Genomic DNA, 17,315 nt, shown 5'->3' on the forward strand with positions numbered 1-17,315 from the left:
AGATTTCGACTAAGCATTCTATTACAAAATATCTAAGCTTCCTTTTCCTTCACGGATAATCTCAGGTTCATCAGTAGTTAAATCAATTACAGTAGATGCCTGATTATCTCCATAACCTCCATCAACCACCACATCTACTATGTTTTGCCATTTTTCAAAAATCAGTTCAGGGTCAGTAGTATATTCTAACACTTCATCTTCATCATGGATTGATGTTGATATAATCGGATTTCCTAATGCCTTAACTATCGCTCTAGCAATATTGTTATCAGGCACACGAATCCCTACTGTTTTACGCTTTTTAAATGCTCTAGGCAATGAATTACTTCCTGGTAACACAAATGTATATGGACCAGGTAATGCTCTTTTTAAAATTTTATAGGTAGAGGTATCAATTTGCTTGACATAATCAGACAAATGACTTAAATCGTTACACACAAATGAAAAATTAGCTTTTTCAGGCTTAACTCCTTTTATTCTTGCAACTTTATCTAAGGCTTTATTGTTGGTAAAATCACAACCTAATCCATACACAGTATCGGTTGGATAAATCACCAATCCTCCATTTTGTAATACCTTTACAATTTTCTGAATCTCTTTAGGATTCGGATTGTCATCATACAGTTTTATAAATTGTGCCATAGTTTAGTAATTGTCAAAATCAAAATCGTCTAAACTTTCAAAATCATTAAATTCATCGTCAAATTCGTCATCTAAGTCAGTCGAAAAATCATCTGCTTTAAATTCTTTTTCGGGTGCTTCTTCTGGAATCTCTCCAACAGATAATATTATTTTTGTTTCAGTAATCACTTCATTTGATTGTTCAATTACCTCCACATAAAACGTCCACATTTGTAAGAAATCATATACGTAAATCAACTTGTCATGTTGATTAGGTAACGTTTCATTCAATATACAAGTAGCCATTGAAATTCCCTCACCTGCTTCAGACATATTAAAAAGAGGAATTTCTTCTCCTTGGTTCCATTCTTCATCTGTACGATAAAAAGAAGCCATTTCTTGTCCGTTAAAACCAAACGATTTTGCGATATCTAAATGTAGTTTCTCTAATGAAGTTGTTTCATTTACCAATAAGGTTCTTATAATGTCTTCTTTCGCATCTAAAATTACACGTACTTTATACATTCTGTCATTTTTAATCATTACAAAAATACGTATTTTTGGATGATAATTTTTAGTAAAATGAATAAGCAAGAATCTCTTACAATCCTTAATAATTACAATAAAAACACCTTAATGGAAACTTTACAAATTGAGTTTGTCGATTTAGGGGATGATTTTATTACTGCAAAAATGCCAGTAACTCCAAAAGTACATCAACCTTACGGATTGCTACATGGAGGTGCTACTGCTGCTTTAGCAGAGTCTGTTGGAAGTTGTGCTTCTGCTTTTTTTTTAAAGGATTCAAATAAAATTGTAAAGGGAATTGAACTTAGCATTAATCATGTAAAAAGTAAAAAAGAAGGAGTAGTTTTTGCTACTGCTAAGGCGATTCATAAAGGAAAAACAACACATTTATGGGAAGTTAGAATTGTAGACGAAGACAATAATTTGATTTCTCTTTGTAAGATCACCAATATTGTTTTAGACAAACAGTAGGATGAAATTGCTAAAAAAAATCTTAAAAATTACAGGAATATTTCTTTTCATAATACTCCTTGTTTTATATTACTTATTTTCGAACTTTACCGCTCCAAAATCTGATAAAGAAATTCTTAAAAAGTTTGAAAATAGCTCTATTACCCTAGTTATAACCTATGAAAATTTTAGAGGATTCGAATATCGAAAACTTACTATTAAAAAGGACACAACCTTACCAACCATAGTTTTTGTTCACGGAACTATTGGTTCTTCTACAGATTTTTCAAAATATATGAAAGACAGCTTACTGCTTAGTAAAGCTAACATGATTTCTTACGATAGAATCGGTTATAATTATCAAGACAAAAATTCTGTACAAGAAAGTATTGCTTTTGAACGAGATATGTTACAAAGTATTTTACAAAAGCTAACTCCAAACAAAACAATTTTAGTAGGTTATTCTTACGGAGGACCAATTACACTTGCTATACAACAAAAAGTTCGTAAAATAATTTTACTAGCACCTGCGGTGTATAGTGAAATAGAACCTATGCCTTGGGCTTTAAATTTATATAAATGGGAGTTAACACGATGGTTAGTACCTTCTGTTTGGCAAGAAGCTAGCAAAGAAAAACTATCTCATAAACAAGACCTACAGTTGTTTGAAAATAACTGGAAAAACTCCCCAAATCAAATAGTAAGTATTCACGGAACTAGCGATCGGATTGTTCCTTTTGAAAATTCTACATTTTTAGAAGATCAATTCCCAAAAAATCAGTTTGAATTGATTAGTATTCCTGATGCTGGCCATGGATTTATTTGGAGTAAATTTGACGACATTAAACAACTTTTAATACATCAATTAGATTGAATATTTTTTTAAAAATAGAAGAAACCTTACAAAAACAATTGCCTTTTGTTGCCTATAGAAAACCCAATACTTCTGTACTAAAGGGTAGGTTCCAAAAAAACAATAATTTAATTACCTCAATAAATTACAGCGAGAGCGGGTTCATTTTTGCTCCTTTTGATAGTAGTGAAAAGGCTATTATAATTCCTGAAGAGCAATCTGACTTTTACCAAGAGGAGATAACTCTCAATAACAATTTTATTGATGATGCAACTTACACTGCTGATTCTTCTTCCGAAGAAAATCATATTCAATTAGTTAAAAAAGGAGTTAAAGCCATTAAAAATAAGTTATTTAAAAAAGTAGTACTCTCTAGAAAAGAAAAAGTTGAAGTATCTAATTTTAACCTTATTCAAACTTTTCAGAAATTGTTATACAACTACCCTACTGCTTTTGTATATGTATGGTATCATCCAAAAGTAGGTTTATGGTTGGGGGCTACTCCTGAAATTCTAGTCAGCATTCAAAACAATCAATTTACTACAATGTCATTGGCAGGGACACAAATTTATAACGGAACTACTAATGTTATCTGGCAACCTAAAGAAATAGAAGAACAACAGTTTGTTACTGATTATATTATTGATAGATTATCTGAAATTTGTTCAGAAATAACTACTTCTGAAACAGAAACCATTAAGGCTGGTAATTTATTACATATAAGAACTGTTATTCATGGTAATTTGACTACCGATTGTTCTACATTAATAAATACTCTACACCCTACTCCCGCAGTTTGTGGGTTACCTTTGATGGCTAGCAAACAGTTTATTACAAATAATGAAAATTATAGCAGAAACTTTTATACTGGCTTTTTAGGTGAGTTAAACTTAAACACAAATAAAACTATAAGCTCTGAACTTTTTGTAAACTTGCGCTGTATGGAAGTTGAAAACAATACTATATCTATTTATGTTGGAGGTGGTATTACAAAAGACAGTGACCCTACAAAAGAATGGGAAGAAACCACTGCAAAAACAATTACTATGAAAAAGGTGTTGTAGTACCTACATAATTGTACCTAGTTATAAAATATTAAAATAAAAACCACCAATTGCTTTATAGCAATGGCGGTTTTCGTGTGTAAATTGAATTTGAATTGATTTTTTTAGAATTCTATAAACTCTAAGCACAAAAAATTGCGTTAGGGTTATATTATTACTAAACAGTTTTTTTCTGTTTATATATCATCAAAAGAAACGTCTGTAAAACTTTCTGTAGAGTTAGCTTCAGTAGCAATACCTTCTTCTTCTTTCTTATAGTCTTTTTGGTGACGTTCACTAATTACTTCAGAACCTTTTTCGTTTACAATAAAGTCTGTTGCTTTATTCAACATTTCTTTAAAATCGGTAAAGTCTTCTTTGTATAAGTAAATTTTATGTTTTTGATAATGAAAAGATCCATCATCGTGAGTGAACTTCTTACTTTCTGTTACTGTTAAATAATAATCATCTGCCTTTGTAGATCTAACGTCGAAAAAATACGTTCTTCTTCCTGCTCTTAAAACTTGTGAAAAAATTTCCTCTTGTTCTACTCTCTCGCTCATAATTCTTTTGCTTAAATAATAGTTGTTTACTTAAAATTTTTCAACAAATCTAACAAAATATTTGACTTGGCAATACGAAACGCTATATTTCTTTTTCCAAAAGTTGTTGTTCATATAGCTCTTTGTAATACCCTTCTTCTTTTACCAATTGATTATGAACCCCTTGCTGAATTATTTTTCCTTCATCCAATACAATAATTTTATCCGCATTTTTTGCCGATGAAACTCTATGACTTATAATTAAAGTGGTTTTATCACTTGAAACTCGCTCTAAATTTGACAAAATTCGCTCTTCGGTTTCGGTATCAACTGCTGATAGGCAATCATCAAAAATTAAAATCTTAGGATCTTTAATAATCGCTCTAGCTATTGATGTTCGTTGCTTTTGTCCTCCAGAAAGCGTTACTCCTCTTTCTCCCAAAATAGTATTATATCCTTCTTTAAAATCAATAATATTATCGTGAATCACTGCGTTTTTTGCCGCTTCTATAATTTCTTCTTTAGTAGCATCTTCTTTTCCAAATTTTATATTATTTTCAATAGAATCTGAAAACAAAAATGGTTCTTGTGGTACAAATCCTATTTGATTTCTTATATCATAAAGATTACAATCCTTAATGTTTTTCCCATCTACAAAAACTGCTCCTTCAGTTGTATCGTATAAACGTGATATCAAATTAATAATGGATGATTTCCCACTTCCTGTTTTTCCTAAAACTGCTAAGGTTTCACCTTTATCAACTTTAAAACTAACATCTTTTAATGCTGTAATATTAGTGTCTTCATAAGTTAATGAAACATGCTTAAACTCAATTTCACCTTCAATTTCTGTTATTCCTTCATTTGTGTTTTTTATTTCTGGAACTTGCTGTAAAAATTCATTAATTCTTTCTTGAGAAGCCTCTGCTTGTTGCACCATCGATGTCACCCAACCTACCACCGCTACTGGCCATGTTAAAATATTTACGTACATAACAAATGCTCCAATAGCTCCTACTTGAATTTCTCCATCAATGTACAATCTTCCTCCTACATATAAAACGATAACATTACTAATTCCAATTAATAAAATCATTAGAGGAAAAAATAAGGCTTGCACTTTATACAAATTAATATTCTTTTCTTTACTGGCATCAGCTAAATCATCAAAATTTTTGATTACTACTTCCTCAATTGCATACGACTTTACGACATTGATTCCTGAGAAAAACTCTTGATTAAATGTAGTTAGCTTTGATAAGTATTGCTGCACAACAGTACTTCGCTTATTAATTTGCTTACTTAAAATAAAAACTGATACTGACAAAACAGGAAATGGTATCATGGTATACAAAGTTAGCTTTGGAGAAATTGCATACATCTGAGTAAAACCAATCACAAATGACACTAACATATTTAATGAATACATAATAGATGGTCCAACATACATACGCACCTTTGAAACATCTTCGCTAATACGATTCATTAAATCACCTGTTCTATTCTGTTTATAAAAGTTAAGCGATAATCGTTGATACTGCTGATAAATTTCATTTTTTAAATCAAACTCTATTAATCGAGACATCACAATAATTGTTTGACGCATTAAAAAAGTAAAAAAACCTCCTATTAATGTTACCGCTATTATTAATAAGATATTTTTTAGAAGAATACTTTTCACTTCTTCTAATTCAGTTATCTTACCTAATTGATAATCTTCTACTACGTTCAACGAATCTCCTACAAAATCTGGAATTTTTAATGTGAATATTTTGGCTAATACTGTAATAAAAACCCCTAATAACAATCTCCATTTATACTTAATAAAGTACTTATTTAAATATTGTAATGCTTTCAACCTTATCTTTTTATAAAAATTAAACTTTAAAAAGAGCCCCTGTTAAAGATACCATAATTAAGCTCTCTTTTTTTGCTTATGTTTTAACGATTTCTTACTTTTGTGCTCAAATTTTTGAGATTGCTTAAATTATCTCAGATTAAAAAACTTAAACAAATGACATCAGAAATCATTGATACTAAAGATCTTAAGAACGACCCAGTGTTTGGTCAGTTATCTTTTGACAATCACGAGCAAATTGTTTTTTGCAACGACGAAGATACAGGTTTAAAAGCAATTATCGGTATCCATAACACAACTTTAGGGCCTGCTTTAGGAGGTACAAGAATGTGGCAATATAAAAGTGAATGGGAAGCTTTAAACGATGTGTTACGTTTGTCTCGTGGTATGACTTATAAGTCTGCTATTACTGGTTTAAACCTTGGTGGTGGTAAAGCAGTTATTATTGGTGATGCTAAGACTCAAAAAAATGACGCATTAATGCGTAAGTTTGGTGAGTTTGTTAATTCTTTAAGCGGAAAGTATATTACTGCTGAAGATGTTGGGATGGAAACTCGTGATATGGATGTTATTCGTGAGGTGACTCCACACGTAACAGGTGTTTCTGAAGCTATTGGTGGATCTGGAAACCCTTCTCCTGTAACTGCTTACGGAGTATACATGGGAATGAAAGCCGCAGCTAAATATAAATTTGGAACTGATAATTTAGACGGTAAAAAAGTTTTAGTACAAGGTGTAGGACATGTTGGAGAAACTTTAGTTAAGCACATTACAGATGAAGGTGCTCAGGTTATCTTAAACGATATTAATGAAGCTCGTCTTGAAGAATTGAGCAAAAAATACGGTGCAAACGTAGTATTAGGAAACGATATTTACGGATTAGATCTTGATATTTATGCGCCTTGTGCTTTAGGTGCTACGATTAATGATGAAAGTATCGCACAGCTAAAAGCGAAAGTAATTGCTGGTGCTGCAAATAACCAATTAGCTGACGAATTAAGACACGGTATGATGTTAAAAGAAAAAGGAATTGCATATGCTCCTGATTTCTTAATCAACGCTGGTGGTATTATTAATGTATATGCAGAAGTTGAAGGTTACGACAAAGCTGAAAGCTTAAAGAGAACTGAAAACATCTATAATACTACATTAGAAATTTTCAATTTATCTGAAAAAGAGAATATCACTACACATCAAGCTGCTTTTAATATCGCACAAGCAAGAATTGATGCTCGTAAAAAAGAGCAAAATAGCTAGATAAAAAACAAAAAAGTTTTACTTTTGCAGAGCGTTAGAAATAGTTTCTTACGCTCTTTTTTTTAAAGTTCTTTAAAATGATTAATAGAAGACATATTCGAGTTAAAGTGATGCAGTCGATTTATGCTATGCAACAATCGCACAATGATGATTTAGTTAAAGAAGAAAAATTCTTGAAACACAGCATTCAAAAAATGTACGACTTGTACGTTTTAAATCTTCAATTACTAGTTGAAGTACAAAAATTAGCTCGTAAAAGAATAGAGCTTTCTAAAAAGAAAATTCTTGCTACTAAAGAAGAATTAAACCCTAACACAAAATTTATTGATAACAAACTCATAAACTTACTGAATGAAAGTGTAAGTTTAGAAGGCTATGTTGAGCTTAATAAGCTTAATTATTGGGATCTTGACGATGAATATGTAAAGATTTTGTTAGAGGAATTACAAAAAAGTACTATCTATGAAAAGTACATGGATACTGTTGAAGACTCTTTTAATGTAGACAGAGCTTTTGTAATTGATTTTTTTAGAGAAATAGTAGCTCCTAATGAAAAATTAGCTGATTATTTTGAAGACAAAATGATTTCATGGGTAGATGATATGCCTTTTGTGAATACTTGGATACTAAAGTCGTTAAATAAACAAAAAGCAAGCAATCCTTTTATTTTAGGTAGTCTTTATAAAGATGACGAAGACAAAGCATTTGTATCAAATTTATTCAATAAAACAATGCTACATCAACATAAATATGAAGAAGACATCAAAGAAAAAACACCTAACTGGGAAACAGATAGAATTGCTGACATTGATATGATTATCATTAAAATGGCGATAACAGAATTCTTACACTTCCCTTCTATTCCAAGCAGAGTTACCATTAACGAATATATAGAATTAGCTAAAGATTACTCTACTAACAAAAGCGGTTATTTTGTTAATGGTGTTTTAGACAAACTTGCCAAAGATTATTTAGCTGAAGATAAGATGGTTAAAATTGGCAGGGGTTTATTGTAATAAATTAGTACTTTTACAACAAATTAAAAATATTTACAATGAAAAAATTAGCAGTAGCAATAGCATTAGTTGTTTCGACTGGATTATTAGTTTCTTGCGGACAAGGAAATGCTTCATCAAAAGTAAAAAAAGAAAATGTTGAAAATGCAGAAAAAAGGGATAACACTATTAATTTAGGTGCTCCTACTATTTCTTTTGACAAAGAAGATTACGATTTTGGTACTGTTAACGAAGGAGACATTGTTGAAACTACCTTCGTAGTAACCAATACAGGTAAAGCAGACTTAGTTATTACTCACGCACAAGCTAGCTGTGGATGTACTATCCCTGATTGGCCAAAAGAACCTATCGCTCCTGGTAAAACTGGTGAAATTAAGGTTAAATTTAACACTAACGGAAAACCTAATAAACAATCAAAATCGATAACCTTAACTACCAACACTGAAAAAGGTAGAGAAGTTATTAAAATTCACGGAATGGTAACCCCTAAAAAGAAAACTGTATAATGTTTATAACCATTTTTTTACAAGCTAGCACACAGCAAAGCTTAATGAATATGCTTCCTTTTGTAGCAATGATTGCTGTTTTTTACTTTTTAATTATTCGTCCACAAATGAGACGTCAAAAAAAGGAAAAACAATTTCAAACTGAAATCAAGAAAGGAGCAAAAATAGTAACAACTAGTGGTATTCACGGAAAAATAATTGAAATTAACGACACCGATAATACCGTTACTATTGAAACAGGAGCTGGTAAAATTAAATTTGAACGCTCTGCCATTTCTATGGAACTAAGTAAAAAATACAATACTGATAGTAAAAACTAACAGAATACCTTTTTATAAAAAAGTGAGCTTATAGGCTCACTTTTTTTGTTTTTTATGTAGATTGCAGCAATATCTTAATGTTTGAAAAAAAAGTTTAACATACCTAAAACCTTCTTTGGTTTTTTAACTACCTCAATATTTTTTTGGTTGCTCATTAACTTATCAAAAGAATACAATGCAGAGGTTGAATATGATATTGAATACACAAAACTTTCTCTACAAAAAACACTAATCAGTACACCAGTAAAAAAAATAACACTTATACTAAAAAGTAGTGGATATAATTTATTTGCATCAGGCTTAACCCACAAACCAATTCAACTAAACTTAAACGAGGCTACTAAGAAAAAAGGTAATGAGTATTTTTTTCTATCTAAAAATTTGCTTCCTAAAATACAAAATCAACTTAAATCTGGAATTCAATTATTAGAAATAAAGCAGGACAGTATCCCTTTAAAAATAGGCGTATTGAGTTCTAAAAAAATATCATTAAAAGCCGACTTAAACGTTACATTTCAATTGGGATACGATTTTTCAAAACCTATCACAATTACCCCAGATAGCATAATTGTTTCTGGAGACGAAACCTACCTAAACAACCTGCATTCGTTAAACTTAGAAAAAGTTGTTCTAGAAAACCTTTCTGAAAATAAAAATGTTACTACTCCGATTATTTTCCCTGAAGATGTGCAACTTAAAGCAAACCATAAATCTGTAAATATTCAAATATCTGTTGATAAGTTTACAGAAGGTGAGATAGAAGTTCCTGTGGTGGTAAAAAATGCTCCGAAGGGTATTAATATTTTTCCGAAAAAAGTAAAAATAATATATAAAGTAGGGCTAAAAAACTTCAATGATATAACCCCTGATCTATTTAAGGTAGAGTGCGATTATACACAATCTAAAGATAATGGAATCAACTACCTCACCCCTAAACTAAAAAGTGTTCCAGATTTAGTTACATTAATAAGAATAGTTCCTGATAAAATTGATTTTTTAACTTACGAGTAATATGATAGTAGGCTTAACAGGCGGTATAGGTAGCGGAAAATCTACCATAGTTAAAATGTTTTCAGAATTTGAAAATATTGCAATATACATTGCTGATGATGAAGCAAAAAGATTAATGTCTACCTCAAAGAGGATTAAAACTCAGTTAATTTCAGAATTTGGCGAACAAACTTATGTAAATAATGAATTAAACAGGGCTTACTTGGCTTCCATAGTATTTAAAAACAAAGAAAAGTTAGCCACTCTTAACTCTATTGTACATCCTATTGTTAATGAGCATTTTCAACGTTTTATAAAAAAAAATGCTGATAAAACATATATTTTGTATGAAAATGCAATTCTTTTTGAAAATGGGAGTGATTCTTTTTGCGATAAAATCATTACCGTTACTGCACCAGAAGATGTAAGAATCAACCGTGTTGTAAAAAGAGATAATGTTACCATTGAAGACGTAAAAAATAGGATAAAAAACCAATGGAACGTAACAAAAAAAACATTGCAATCTCATTATCTAATTGATAATGTTACTCTTAACAATTCAAAGCAACAAGTGTTAAAAATCCACAATTATTTAACAAAAAATATCTTCTAATTTACACTTTATCAACTGAGTTTGTTAAAATTATCTTAATTTTACAGTAACTTTGTTAATCTAAGTTAAAACATTGCACCCCTAAATTTTATTAATTTATTTTTGGTTAATGGGTAAGAAAATCTTTATTCTCATTGTTGTTTTAATGAGTATTTCTTTAATCGGAATTATTTCTGTTCAAGTGTATTGGATAAAAGACGCTATCAAAAATAAACAACAACAATTTAAAAATAATGTAACTATTGCGTTAGCTCGTACTTCTGAAAGTATTAAAGATAGAGAATACCAAGAGTTTGCGCAAAATTACAAGGAGTTCTTTGAAAACAACCAATTAAGAACCGATGCTGAAATAACAACGTTTCTTTTTCAACAAGTTGATACCGTTAGTAAAAAAAAATTCACCTTTGGTAATACCATTTTAGAGGAGAGTATAAAAATTCCTGGTGACTTTGTCGATAATGATTCTATTGTCATAAAACGATATTCAGGTAAAGAAGACATATACTTTTCACAAATTATAAAATCTGAAAACAAAGATTTTAAAGCATATTTAAATGAAAATCGTTATTCTCTTTTTAAAACCTACCCTAGTTGGAATAATGAGGCATTACAACATGCCTTTCGTCAAAGTAAGAGTATTTTTATCCCAATAAACCAGCGTATAAGCAATAAAGAATTGAACAATACACTTAGGGAAGAGTTTAGTAAAATGAATATTACTCAAGACTTTAAGTATGTTGTTTACGAAGATGGATTAGCAACACAGTTAAAATCAGGGTACTTTAACATACAACCAGAAGACATTAACTATCCTTTACTTGAAGATGAAGATGGTAATAGTAAATATAAACTGTATGTAAAGTTTCCTAACGAGCGAAAAAACTTGTTATCGGGAATGATGAAAATACTGATTCTTTCCTTATTCTTTATAGGAATTATTATTGCTGCATTTTCTACATCTTTATATCAGTTGATTCGTCAGAAAAAGATATCTGAGATAAAAACAGATTTCATTAACAATATGACACACGAGTTTAAAACACCTATTGCTACTATTAACCTAGCTTTAGATGCTATTAAAAACCCAAAAATCATATCAGATGAAGAAAAAGTAAAACGTTATGTGCAAATGATTCGCGATGAAAATAAACGCATGCATGGTCAAGTAGAAAATGTATTACGAATTTCAAGATTAGAAAAAAATCAGATTGAAATTAGTAAAGATGCTGTCGATATGCATGATATTATTGAAGAAGCTATTGAGCACATTCAACTATTGATTGATGATAGAAAAGGAAGTGTTACAACACATTTTCAAGCTATTTCAACTGAAGTTCTAGGAAATCAGTTTCACCTAACTAATGTTGTTGTCAACATGTTAGAAAACGCATTAAAATATTCAGAGAATACACCAAAAATTGATGTGTTTACTGAAAGCACGAATAAATACTTCATTTTTAAAATAAAAGATGAAGGTATAGGAATGAGTAGAAACGCTCAAAAATATGTGTTTGATAAATTTTATAGAGAACACAAAGGAAACATACACAATGTAAAAGGTCATGGATTAGGCTTAGCCTATGTAAAAGAAATAATAGATAGCCACCAAGGTACCATTTATGTTGAGAGTGAAAAAGGCAAAGGAAGCATATTTACAGTTAAATTACCATTAATATAAAAATATAAGGGATGGGGAGTAAAAAAATATTATTAGTAGAAGATGATCCAAATTTTGGAACAGTTCTTAAAGATTATTTAGCACTTAACGATTATAACGTTACACACGCTAAAGATGGAATAGACGGTTTAATCATGTTTAAAAATGCAGAGTATGACTTGTGTATTTTAGATGTTATGATGCCTCGTAAAGATGGTTTTTCATTGGCTGAAGACATTCGATCAACCAATAAAGAGATTCCAATTATTTTCTTAACCGCTAAAACCTTAAAAGAAGATGTTTTAAAAGGATATCAGGTTGGCGCTGATGACTATTTAAACAAACCTTTCGATTCTGAAGTTTTGTTACACAAAATCAAAGCCATCTTACAGCGCAAAGAAACTGAAAAAACTAATGATAGTGATGAGTTTGAATTCAAAATCGGGGGATTTGACTTTAACTCAAAACTACGTCACTTATCATACAAAGGTGGTGAAACTCAAAAATTATCACCTAAAGAAAGTAAGTTATTACGAATGTTAGCTATTCATAAAAATGACTTAATGCCTCGTGAATTAGCTTTAACAAAAATATGGAGAGACGACAATTACTTTACCTCTCGTAGTATGGATGTTTATATCGCTAAACTTCGTAAATACTTAAAAAGTGATGAAAATGTAGAGATATTGAATATACATGGTGAAGGATTTAGATTAATTGATCACAAATAATTAAGCTTACATTTTTTTAAGAATATTAAAGACTTCCTAAATTTAGGAAGTCTTTTCTTTTTTATACATTGTAACAATACTTTGAATCAATCGTCAAATACATATAATCAACAAAAAACGAAAGCTTGGAAACAATTTTATCTATACAAAACCTCGATAAAAAATACGGAAAAGTTCATGCTGTAAACAATCTATCTTTTGATATTCAAAAAGGAAATGTTTATGGGATTTTAGGACCTAACGGGAGTGGAAAATCTACCACACTTGGTATTATCTTAAACGTAGTAAACAAAACCTCTGGTAATTTTAGCTGGTTTAATGGTAGGTTATCTACTCATGAAGCTTTGAAAAAAGTGGGAGCCATTATTGAACGCCCTAATTTTTATCCATATATGAGCGCTGTACAAAACCTACAACTTATTTGTAAGATAAAAGGTGTTTCATACGATAAAATAGAAGAAAAACTAAAAACTGTAAATCTTTACGATCGTAGAAATAGTAAGTTTAGAACCTATTCTTTAGGGATGAAGCAACGTTTAGCTATTGCTTCCGCACTATTAAACGATCCAGAAATTTTAATTTTAGACGAACCTACGAATGGATTAGACCCACAAGGAATTCATGAAATTCGTCAAATTATTAAAGATATAGCTAAAAACGGAACTACTATTTTATTAGCCTCTCACCTACTTGATGAAGTAGAAAAGGTATGTTCACATGTTGTGGTAATTAGAAATGGTATAAAATTATACAGTGGTAGAGTTGACGAAATGACTGCTTCAAACGGTTTCTTTGAATTGCAAGCTGATAACCAAAATAAACTCATAAAGCTTTTAGAAAACCACTCTTCAATAGGTACTATTAATAACGAAAATGGTGTTTTAATTGCAAACCTTGCCTCTGAATTATCTGCTTCTGAAATTAATAAGTTTTTATTTGACAATGGAGTTTCACTCTCACATTTAGTAAAACGTAAACCTAGCTTAGAACAACAATTTTTAGACCTTACCAACAACAAATAATACAACTACCATGCTACGACTTTTAAATATAGAGTTACATAAATTAAAATACAACAGAGCAAGTAAAGTTCTTTCTATTATCTACTTTGCTTTATTAACATCAATTGCGTTAATAGCTGCTATTAAGTTTGATATTGGCCCCATAAAATTTCACCTTGCAGAACAAGGTATTTTTAACTTCCCTTATATCTGGCATTTCAATACTTATATTGCTGCCATTTTTAAATTCTTCTTGTTATTAGTTATTGTTTCAATGATGGCAAACGAGTATAGTTACAAAACTTTAAAACAAAATTTAATTGACGGGTTAAGTAAAAAAGAATTTGTTCTATCTAAGTTTTATACGGTTATAGCATTTGCACTTATTTCTACAGTTTTTGTTTTTATGGTTTCTTTAATTCTCGGCGCTATTTATTCTGACTTTAATGAAATTTCTATCATACTTTCAGATTTAGATTACCTTTTTGCTTTCTTTATAAAACTTTTAGGGTTCTTTTCTTTTGGATTATTTCTAGGTATTCTTATCAAACGCTCAGCTTTTGCTGTAGCTGCCATGATAGTGTGGTTAATTGTCGAGAGTTTACTTAAAGGGTATTTATATTGGACATTTAGAAATGTAAAAACCGGAGTTGATGAAGCCGTAAATTCTATTATGCAGTTTTTTCCATTAGAGTCTATGGCTAACTTAATTAAAGAGCCTTTTACCAGACTAGGAGCTGTTAAATCAGTTGCCAATCAAATAGGAGAAAATTTTGTTAAAGATTACTCTGTTAGTCTATTCGATATTGCAATTGTATTAATTTGGACAGCCATTTTTATTTATTCATCATATGCTTTGTTAAAAAAACGAGATTTATAGGGGGTTTTACCTACTTTAGTTGTTTTATTTACACAGCAAATGTTATTTAGATGAAAAAACAACTACTATTTGTCCTTTTTATTGCAATTTCTATTTCTCTTTATAGCCAAAAAGAGGCTAATGTTTGGTATTTTGGAAGAAATGCTGGAATAGATTTTAACACCTCTGCTCCTACTGCATTAACTGATAGCAAATTAAATACCGATGAAGGTTGTTCTACCATTTCTGATGAAAATGGAAACCTTTTGTTTTATTCTGACGGAATTAAAGTTTGGACAAAAAATCATGAATTAATGAGGTATTCTGATGGAAGAATTGCAAACGATTTACAAGGAAATCCATCTAGTACACAATCAGGATTAATAGTCCCAAATCCTGAAGATAAAAATATCTACTATATTTTTACAGTTGGAACTGATTATGTAGGTGATGTATATCCAGAAAATCCTGGTTTTAATTTTTATACCATTGATATTTCTAAAGGAAATGGAGGTGAAATAATTTCTGGCCCTGTTGATCTTGCTAAGAGAAGAAGTTTTGAATGGTCTGAAAAAGTTACTGCAGTTCAAGGGAAAGACTGTACAGAAATTTGGGTTTTGTCTATTGTAGAAAATACTTTTTATGCCTATAAAATTGATAAAAATGGAGTAGATTATACCACCCCTGTTATCTCATCATCGTCATATACTCTTTTTGATAAAAGAGGCTATTTAAAAGTATCTCCTGATGGTACAAAGGTAGCTTTAGCTGATTTTACAGCTGGTAGAACTTTAGGTAATGGTCGTTTAATTTTATATGACTTTGACAATACAACAGGAAGAATTACTTCGTCTGGAACTATTCTAACTAATCCTTCATCTGATGGAGTTCCTTATGGTGTTGAATTTTCTCAACAATCTTCAAAATTATATGTATCAACATTTAAACTTCCACTTACTTTTAACATTCTTCAATTCGATTTATTAGATCCTAACATAACACAAACCAAAAATCAAATTTGGAGTGGGTCTGGGTATAGAGGAGCTTTACAGTTAGCTTCAGACGGAAAAATATATACTTCAATTCCTGATAAAACTTATTTAGGAGCTATAGAAAATCCTGAAGAAAATGCTGCAAACATCCAATATACTCCTAATGCTCTTAACTTAGGAGGAGCAAGGTCTTCACAAGGTTTACCTCCTTTCATTCAATCATTTTTTGCGCCTGTTAAATTAATTAACCTTGCTACCAGTGAAGTTTTAAACAATAGTAATCAGGTGTTCTGTATAGGAGAAACTTATGAAATTCAACCAGAAAAAAACAACCCTAGCGACACCTATACATGGTATAAAGATGGAACAGAAATCGCTAATACAAGAGTATTAACCGTTGATAATACAAATTTTGGAAGTGGTTTATATGAAATCAAAATAGAATCAACCTCATATTGTAAAAAAACGTATGTAGGAAAGGTACAAATTACCTTTGTTCCTAAGCCAACAATCAATAAAATCCCTCCATATATTCAATGTGATTTTGACTCCCTTCCTTTCGATGGATACACAACATTCAATCTTGAACAACTTGAGAGTTCGTTAATTAGTAACCCTACAGATGTTTCTATAGACTTTTTTGAAACTTCAGATATTAATTTCACCTCACCACTAAGCAAAACCAATTATACAAATTCAGTAGCGACCAACCATTCATTAATAGTTAAAGTAACTAACAATACTACTCATTGTTATCAAACTGAAATTATCGACTTACAAGTAAACCCAACAGGGTTAACTTCCTACACTGATGAACATATCTGCGAATTAGATCAAAATGTTGCAAACCCTGATGCAAAATTTAGTGTTGGATCTGGTAATAGTTTTTTTGATTTCTCTTTCAAAACTCAACAAATAATTAATAATTCATCTGGAGCTTTATCTGAAAACACTCATGATTTTCAATATTATAGAACCGCTGAGGATGCTTCTTTACAAGTAAATCAAATTCTACCTCCGTATGAAGATGATTTATTTACCAATAATTCTGATGTCTATGTAAGAATTTCAAATAAAGGAGCAACGTCTTGTGAAGCTATTGGTAATTTTAAGATTTTTGTAGAAAAAATCCCTGTTCCACAAGGAAGTCTCGATAATATCATATTGTGTGTAGACAATCCAAGATTAAGCCCACAACCACATACAGTAGCTTTAAATGCCGATACAGGAAATACTACAGATAGTTATAAATGGTACTTAAATGGTGTTCTAATTTCTGGCGAAACATCTGCTACTTATGATGCAAATACAGCTGGTGAATATAAAGTTGAAGCTTACAGAAAATACCCTAATATAAATACTCCTTGCATCGGGTATAATACGTTTTTTGTCAAAGAATCCAATCATGCATTAATTGTCAATATCAAATCTGTGGATGACCAAGATAATCCTGATAGTAATAAAATAGAAATTACGAT

At 30.5% G+C, this 17,315-nt stretch carries 18 protein-coding genes; 14 read left to right on the top strand and 4 right to left on the bottom strand.

Going from position 1 to position 17,315, the window contains the following annotated elements:
• Positions 1-21: 21 nt before the first annotated feature.
• Positions 22-642 (bottom strand): L-threonylcarbamoyladenylate synthase, encoded by a 621-nt coding sequence (locus DFQ07_RS08675; protein WP_133535901.1) that lies wholly within the window; start codon positions 640-642, stop codon positions 22-24.
• A 3-nt stretch (positions 643-645) separates the two neighbouring features.
• A complete protein-coding gene (locus DFQ07_RS08680; RefSeq protein WP_133535942.1) occupies positions 646-1,146 on the bottom strand; it encodes an IS1096 element passenger TnpR family protein in 501 nt (166 codons plus the stop codon).
• 57 nt (positions 1,147-1,203) lie between these two features.
• Here DFQ07_RS08680 and DFQ07_RS08685 point away from each other — a divergent pair, with 57 nt between their 5' ends.
• Genes DFQ07_RS08685 through DFQ07_RS08695 form a run of 3 tightly spaced genes read left to right on the top strand, consistent with a single transcriptional unit; the run spans position 1,204 to position 3,516 of the window.
• Entirely contained in the window at positions 1,204-1,620 is a 417-nt protein-coding gene (locus DFQ07_RS08685) for a PaaI family thioesterase (protein ID WP_133535902.1), read from the top strand.
• Position 1,621: 1 nt separating this feature from the next.
• Entirely contained in the window at positions 1,622-2,473 is an 852-nt protein-coding gene (locus DFQ07_RS08690; RefSeq protein ID WP_133535903.1) for an alpha/beta fold hydrolase, read from the top strand.
• The gene (locus DFQ07_RS08695) at positions 2,470-3,516 is read left to right on the top strand and encodes a chorismate-binding protein (protein ID WP_133535904.1); all 1,047 of its coding nucleotides are present in this window, start codon (positions 2,470-2,472) and stop codon (positions 3,514-3,516) included. Before DFQ07_RS08690 ends, DFQ07_RS08695 begins: the two co-directional genes overlap by 4 nt.
• A 176-nt stretch (positions 3,517-3,692) precedes the next feature.
• Here the strand turns inward: DFQ07_RS08695 and DFQ07_RS08700 are convergent, their stop codons facing one another.
• Together DFQ07_RS08700 and DFQ07_RS08705 are read right to left on the bottom strand one after the other, a co-directional pair.
• Complete coding sequence (locus DFQ07_RS08700; protein WP_133535905.1) at positions 3,693-4,058, bottom strand: PUR family DNA/RNA-binding protein; 366 nt, start codon at positions 4,056-4,058, stop codon at positions 3,693-3,695.
• 82 nt (positions 4,059-4,140) lie between these two features.
• Positions 4,141-5,895 carry an ABC transporter ATP-binding protein gene (locus tag DFQ07_RS08705; protein ID WP_133535906.1) on the bottom strand — a complete coding sequence of 585 codons (1,755 nt, stop codon included), beginning with the start codon at positions 5,893-5,895 and terminating at the stop codon, positions 4,141-4,143.
• Positions 5,896-6,051: 156 nt separating this feature from the next.
• On the opposite strand from DFQ07_RS08705, the gene DFQ07_RS08710 reads away from it, so the two are divergent.
• From DFQ07_RS08710 to DFQ07_RS08760, 11 genes are all read left to right on the top strand, one after another.
• Entirely contained in the window at positions 6,052-7,152 is a 1,101-nt protein-coding gene (locus tag DFQ07_RS08710; RefSeq protein WP_133535907.1) for a Glu/Leu/Phe/Val family dehydrogenase, read from the top strand.
• Between the two features lie 77 nt (positions 7,153-7,229).
• The gene (gene nusB / locus DFQ07_RS08715; protein ID WP_133535908.1) at positions 7,230-8,168 is read left to right on the top strand and encodes a transcription antitermination factor NusB; all 939 of its coding nucleotides are present in this window, start codon (positions 7,230-7,232) and stop codon (positions 8,166-8,168) included.
• A gap of 38 nt (positions 8,169-8,206) precedes the next feature.
• Positions 8,207-8,674 carry a DUF1573 domain-containing protein gene (locus tag DFQ07_RS08720; protein ID WP_133535909.1) on the top strand — a complete coding sequence of 156 codons (468 nt, stop codon included), beginning with the start codon at positions 8,207-8,209 and terminating at the stop codon, positions 8,672-8,674.
• Positions 8,674-8,994, top strand: a complete 321-nt coding sequence (gene yajC / locus DFQ07_RS08725) for a preprotein translocase subunit YajC (RefSeq protein WP_133535910.1) — start codon at positions 8,674-8,676, stop codon at positions 8,992-8,994. Before DFQ07_RS08720 ends, yajC begins: the two co-directional genes overlap by 1 nt.
• Positions 8,995-9,075: 81 nt before the next feature.
• Positions 9,076-10,005 (top strand): YbbR-like domain-containing protein, encoded by a 930-nt coding sequence (locus tag DFQ07_RS08730; protein WP_133535912.1) that lies wholly within the window; start codon positions 9,076-9,078, stop codon positions 10,003-10,005.
• 1 nt (position 10,006) lies between these two features.
• The gene (gene coaE / locus DFQ07_RS08735) at positions 10,007-10,597 is read left to right on the top strand and encodes a dephospho-CoA kinase (protein ID WP_133535914.1); all 591 of its coding nucleotides are present in this window, start codon (positions 10,007-10,009) and stop codon (positions 10,595-10,597) included.
• Between the two features lie 109 nt (positions 10,598-10,706).
• Entirely contained in the window at positions 10,707-12,275 is a 1,569-nt protein-coding gene (locus DFQ07_RS08740; RefSeq protein ID WP_133535916.1) for a sensor histidine kinase, read from the top strand.
• Positions 12,276-12,286: 11 nt separating this feature from the next.
• Complete coding sequence (locus DFQ07_RS08745; RefSeq protein ID WP_133535917.1) at positions 12,287-12,985, top strand: response regulator transcription factor; 699 nt, start codon at positions 12,287-12,289, stop codon at positions 12,983-12,985.
• Between the two features lie 125 nt (positions 12,986-13,110).
• Entirely contained in the window at positions 13,111-14,007 is an 897-nt protein-coding gene (locus tag DFQ07_RS08750) for an ABC transporter ATP-binding protein (RefSeq protein WP_133535919.1), read from the top strand.
• Positions 14,008-14,017: 10 nt separating this feature from the next.
• Positions 14,018-14,866, top strand: coding sequence for an ABC transporter permease (locus tag DFQ07_RS08755; RefSeq protein ID WP_133535921.1), 849 nt, complete (start codon positions 14,018-14,020; stop codon positions 14,864-14,866).
• Between the two features lie 50 nt (positions 14,867-14,916).
• Positions 14,917-17,315 (top strand): YncE family protein (locus DFQ07_RS08760; protein WP_133535923.1); only part of this gene is annotated, 2,399 nt, incomplete at its 3' end.

This window comes from Tenacibaculum caenipelagi, from assembly GCF_004363005.1.
Lineage (GTDB): Bacteria > Bacteroidota > Bacteroidia > Flavobacteriales > Flavobacteriaceae > Polaribacter > Polaribacter caenipelagi.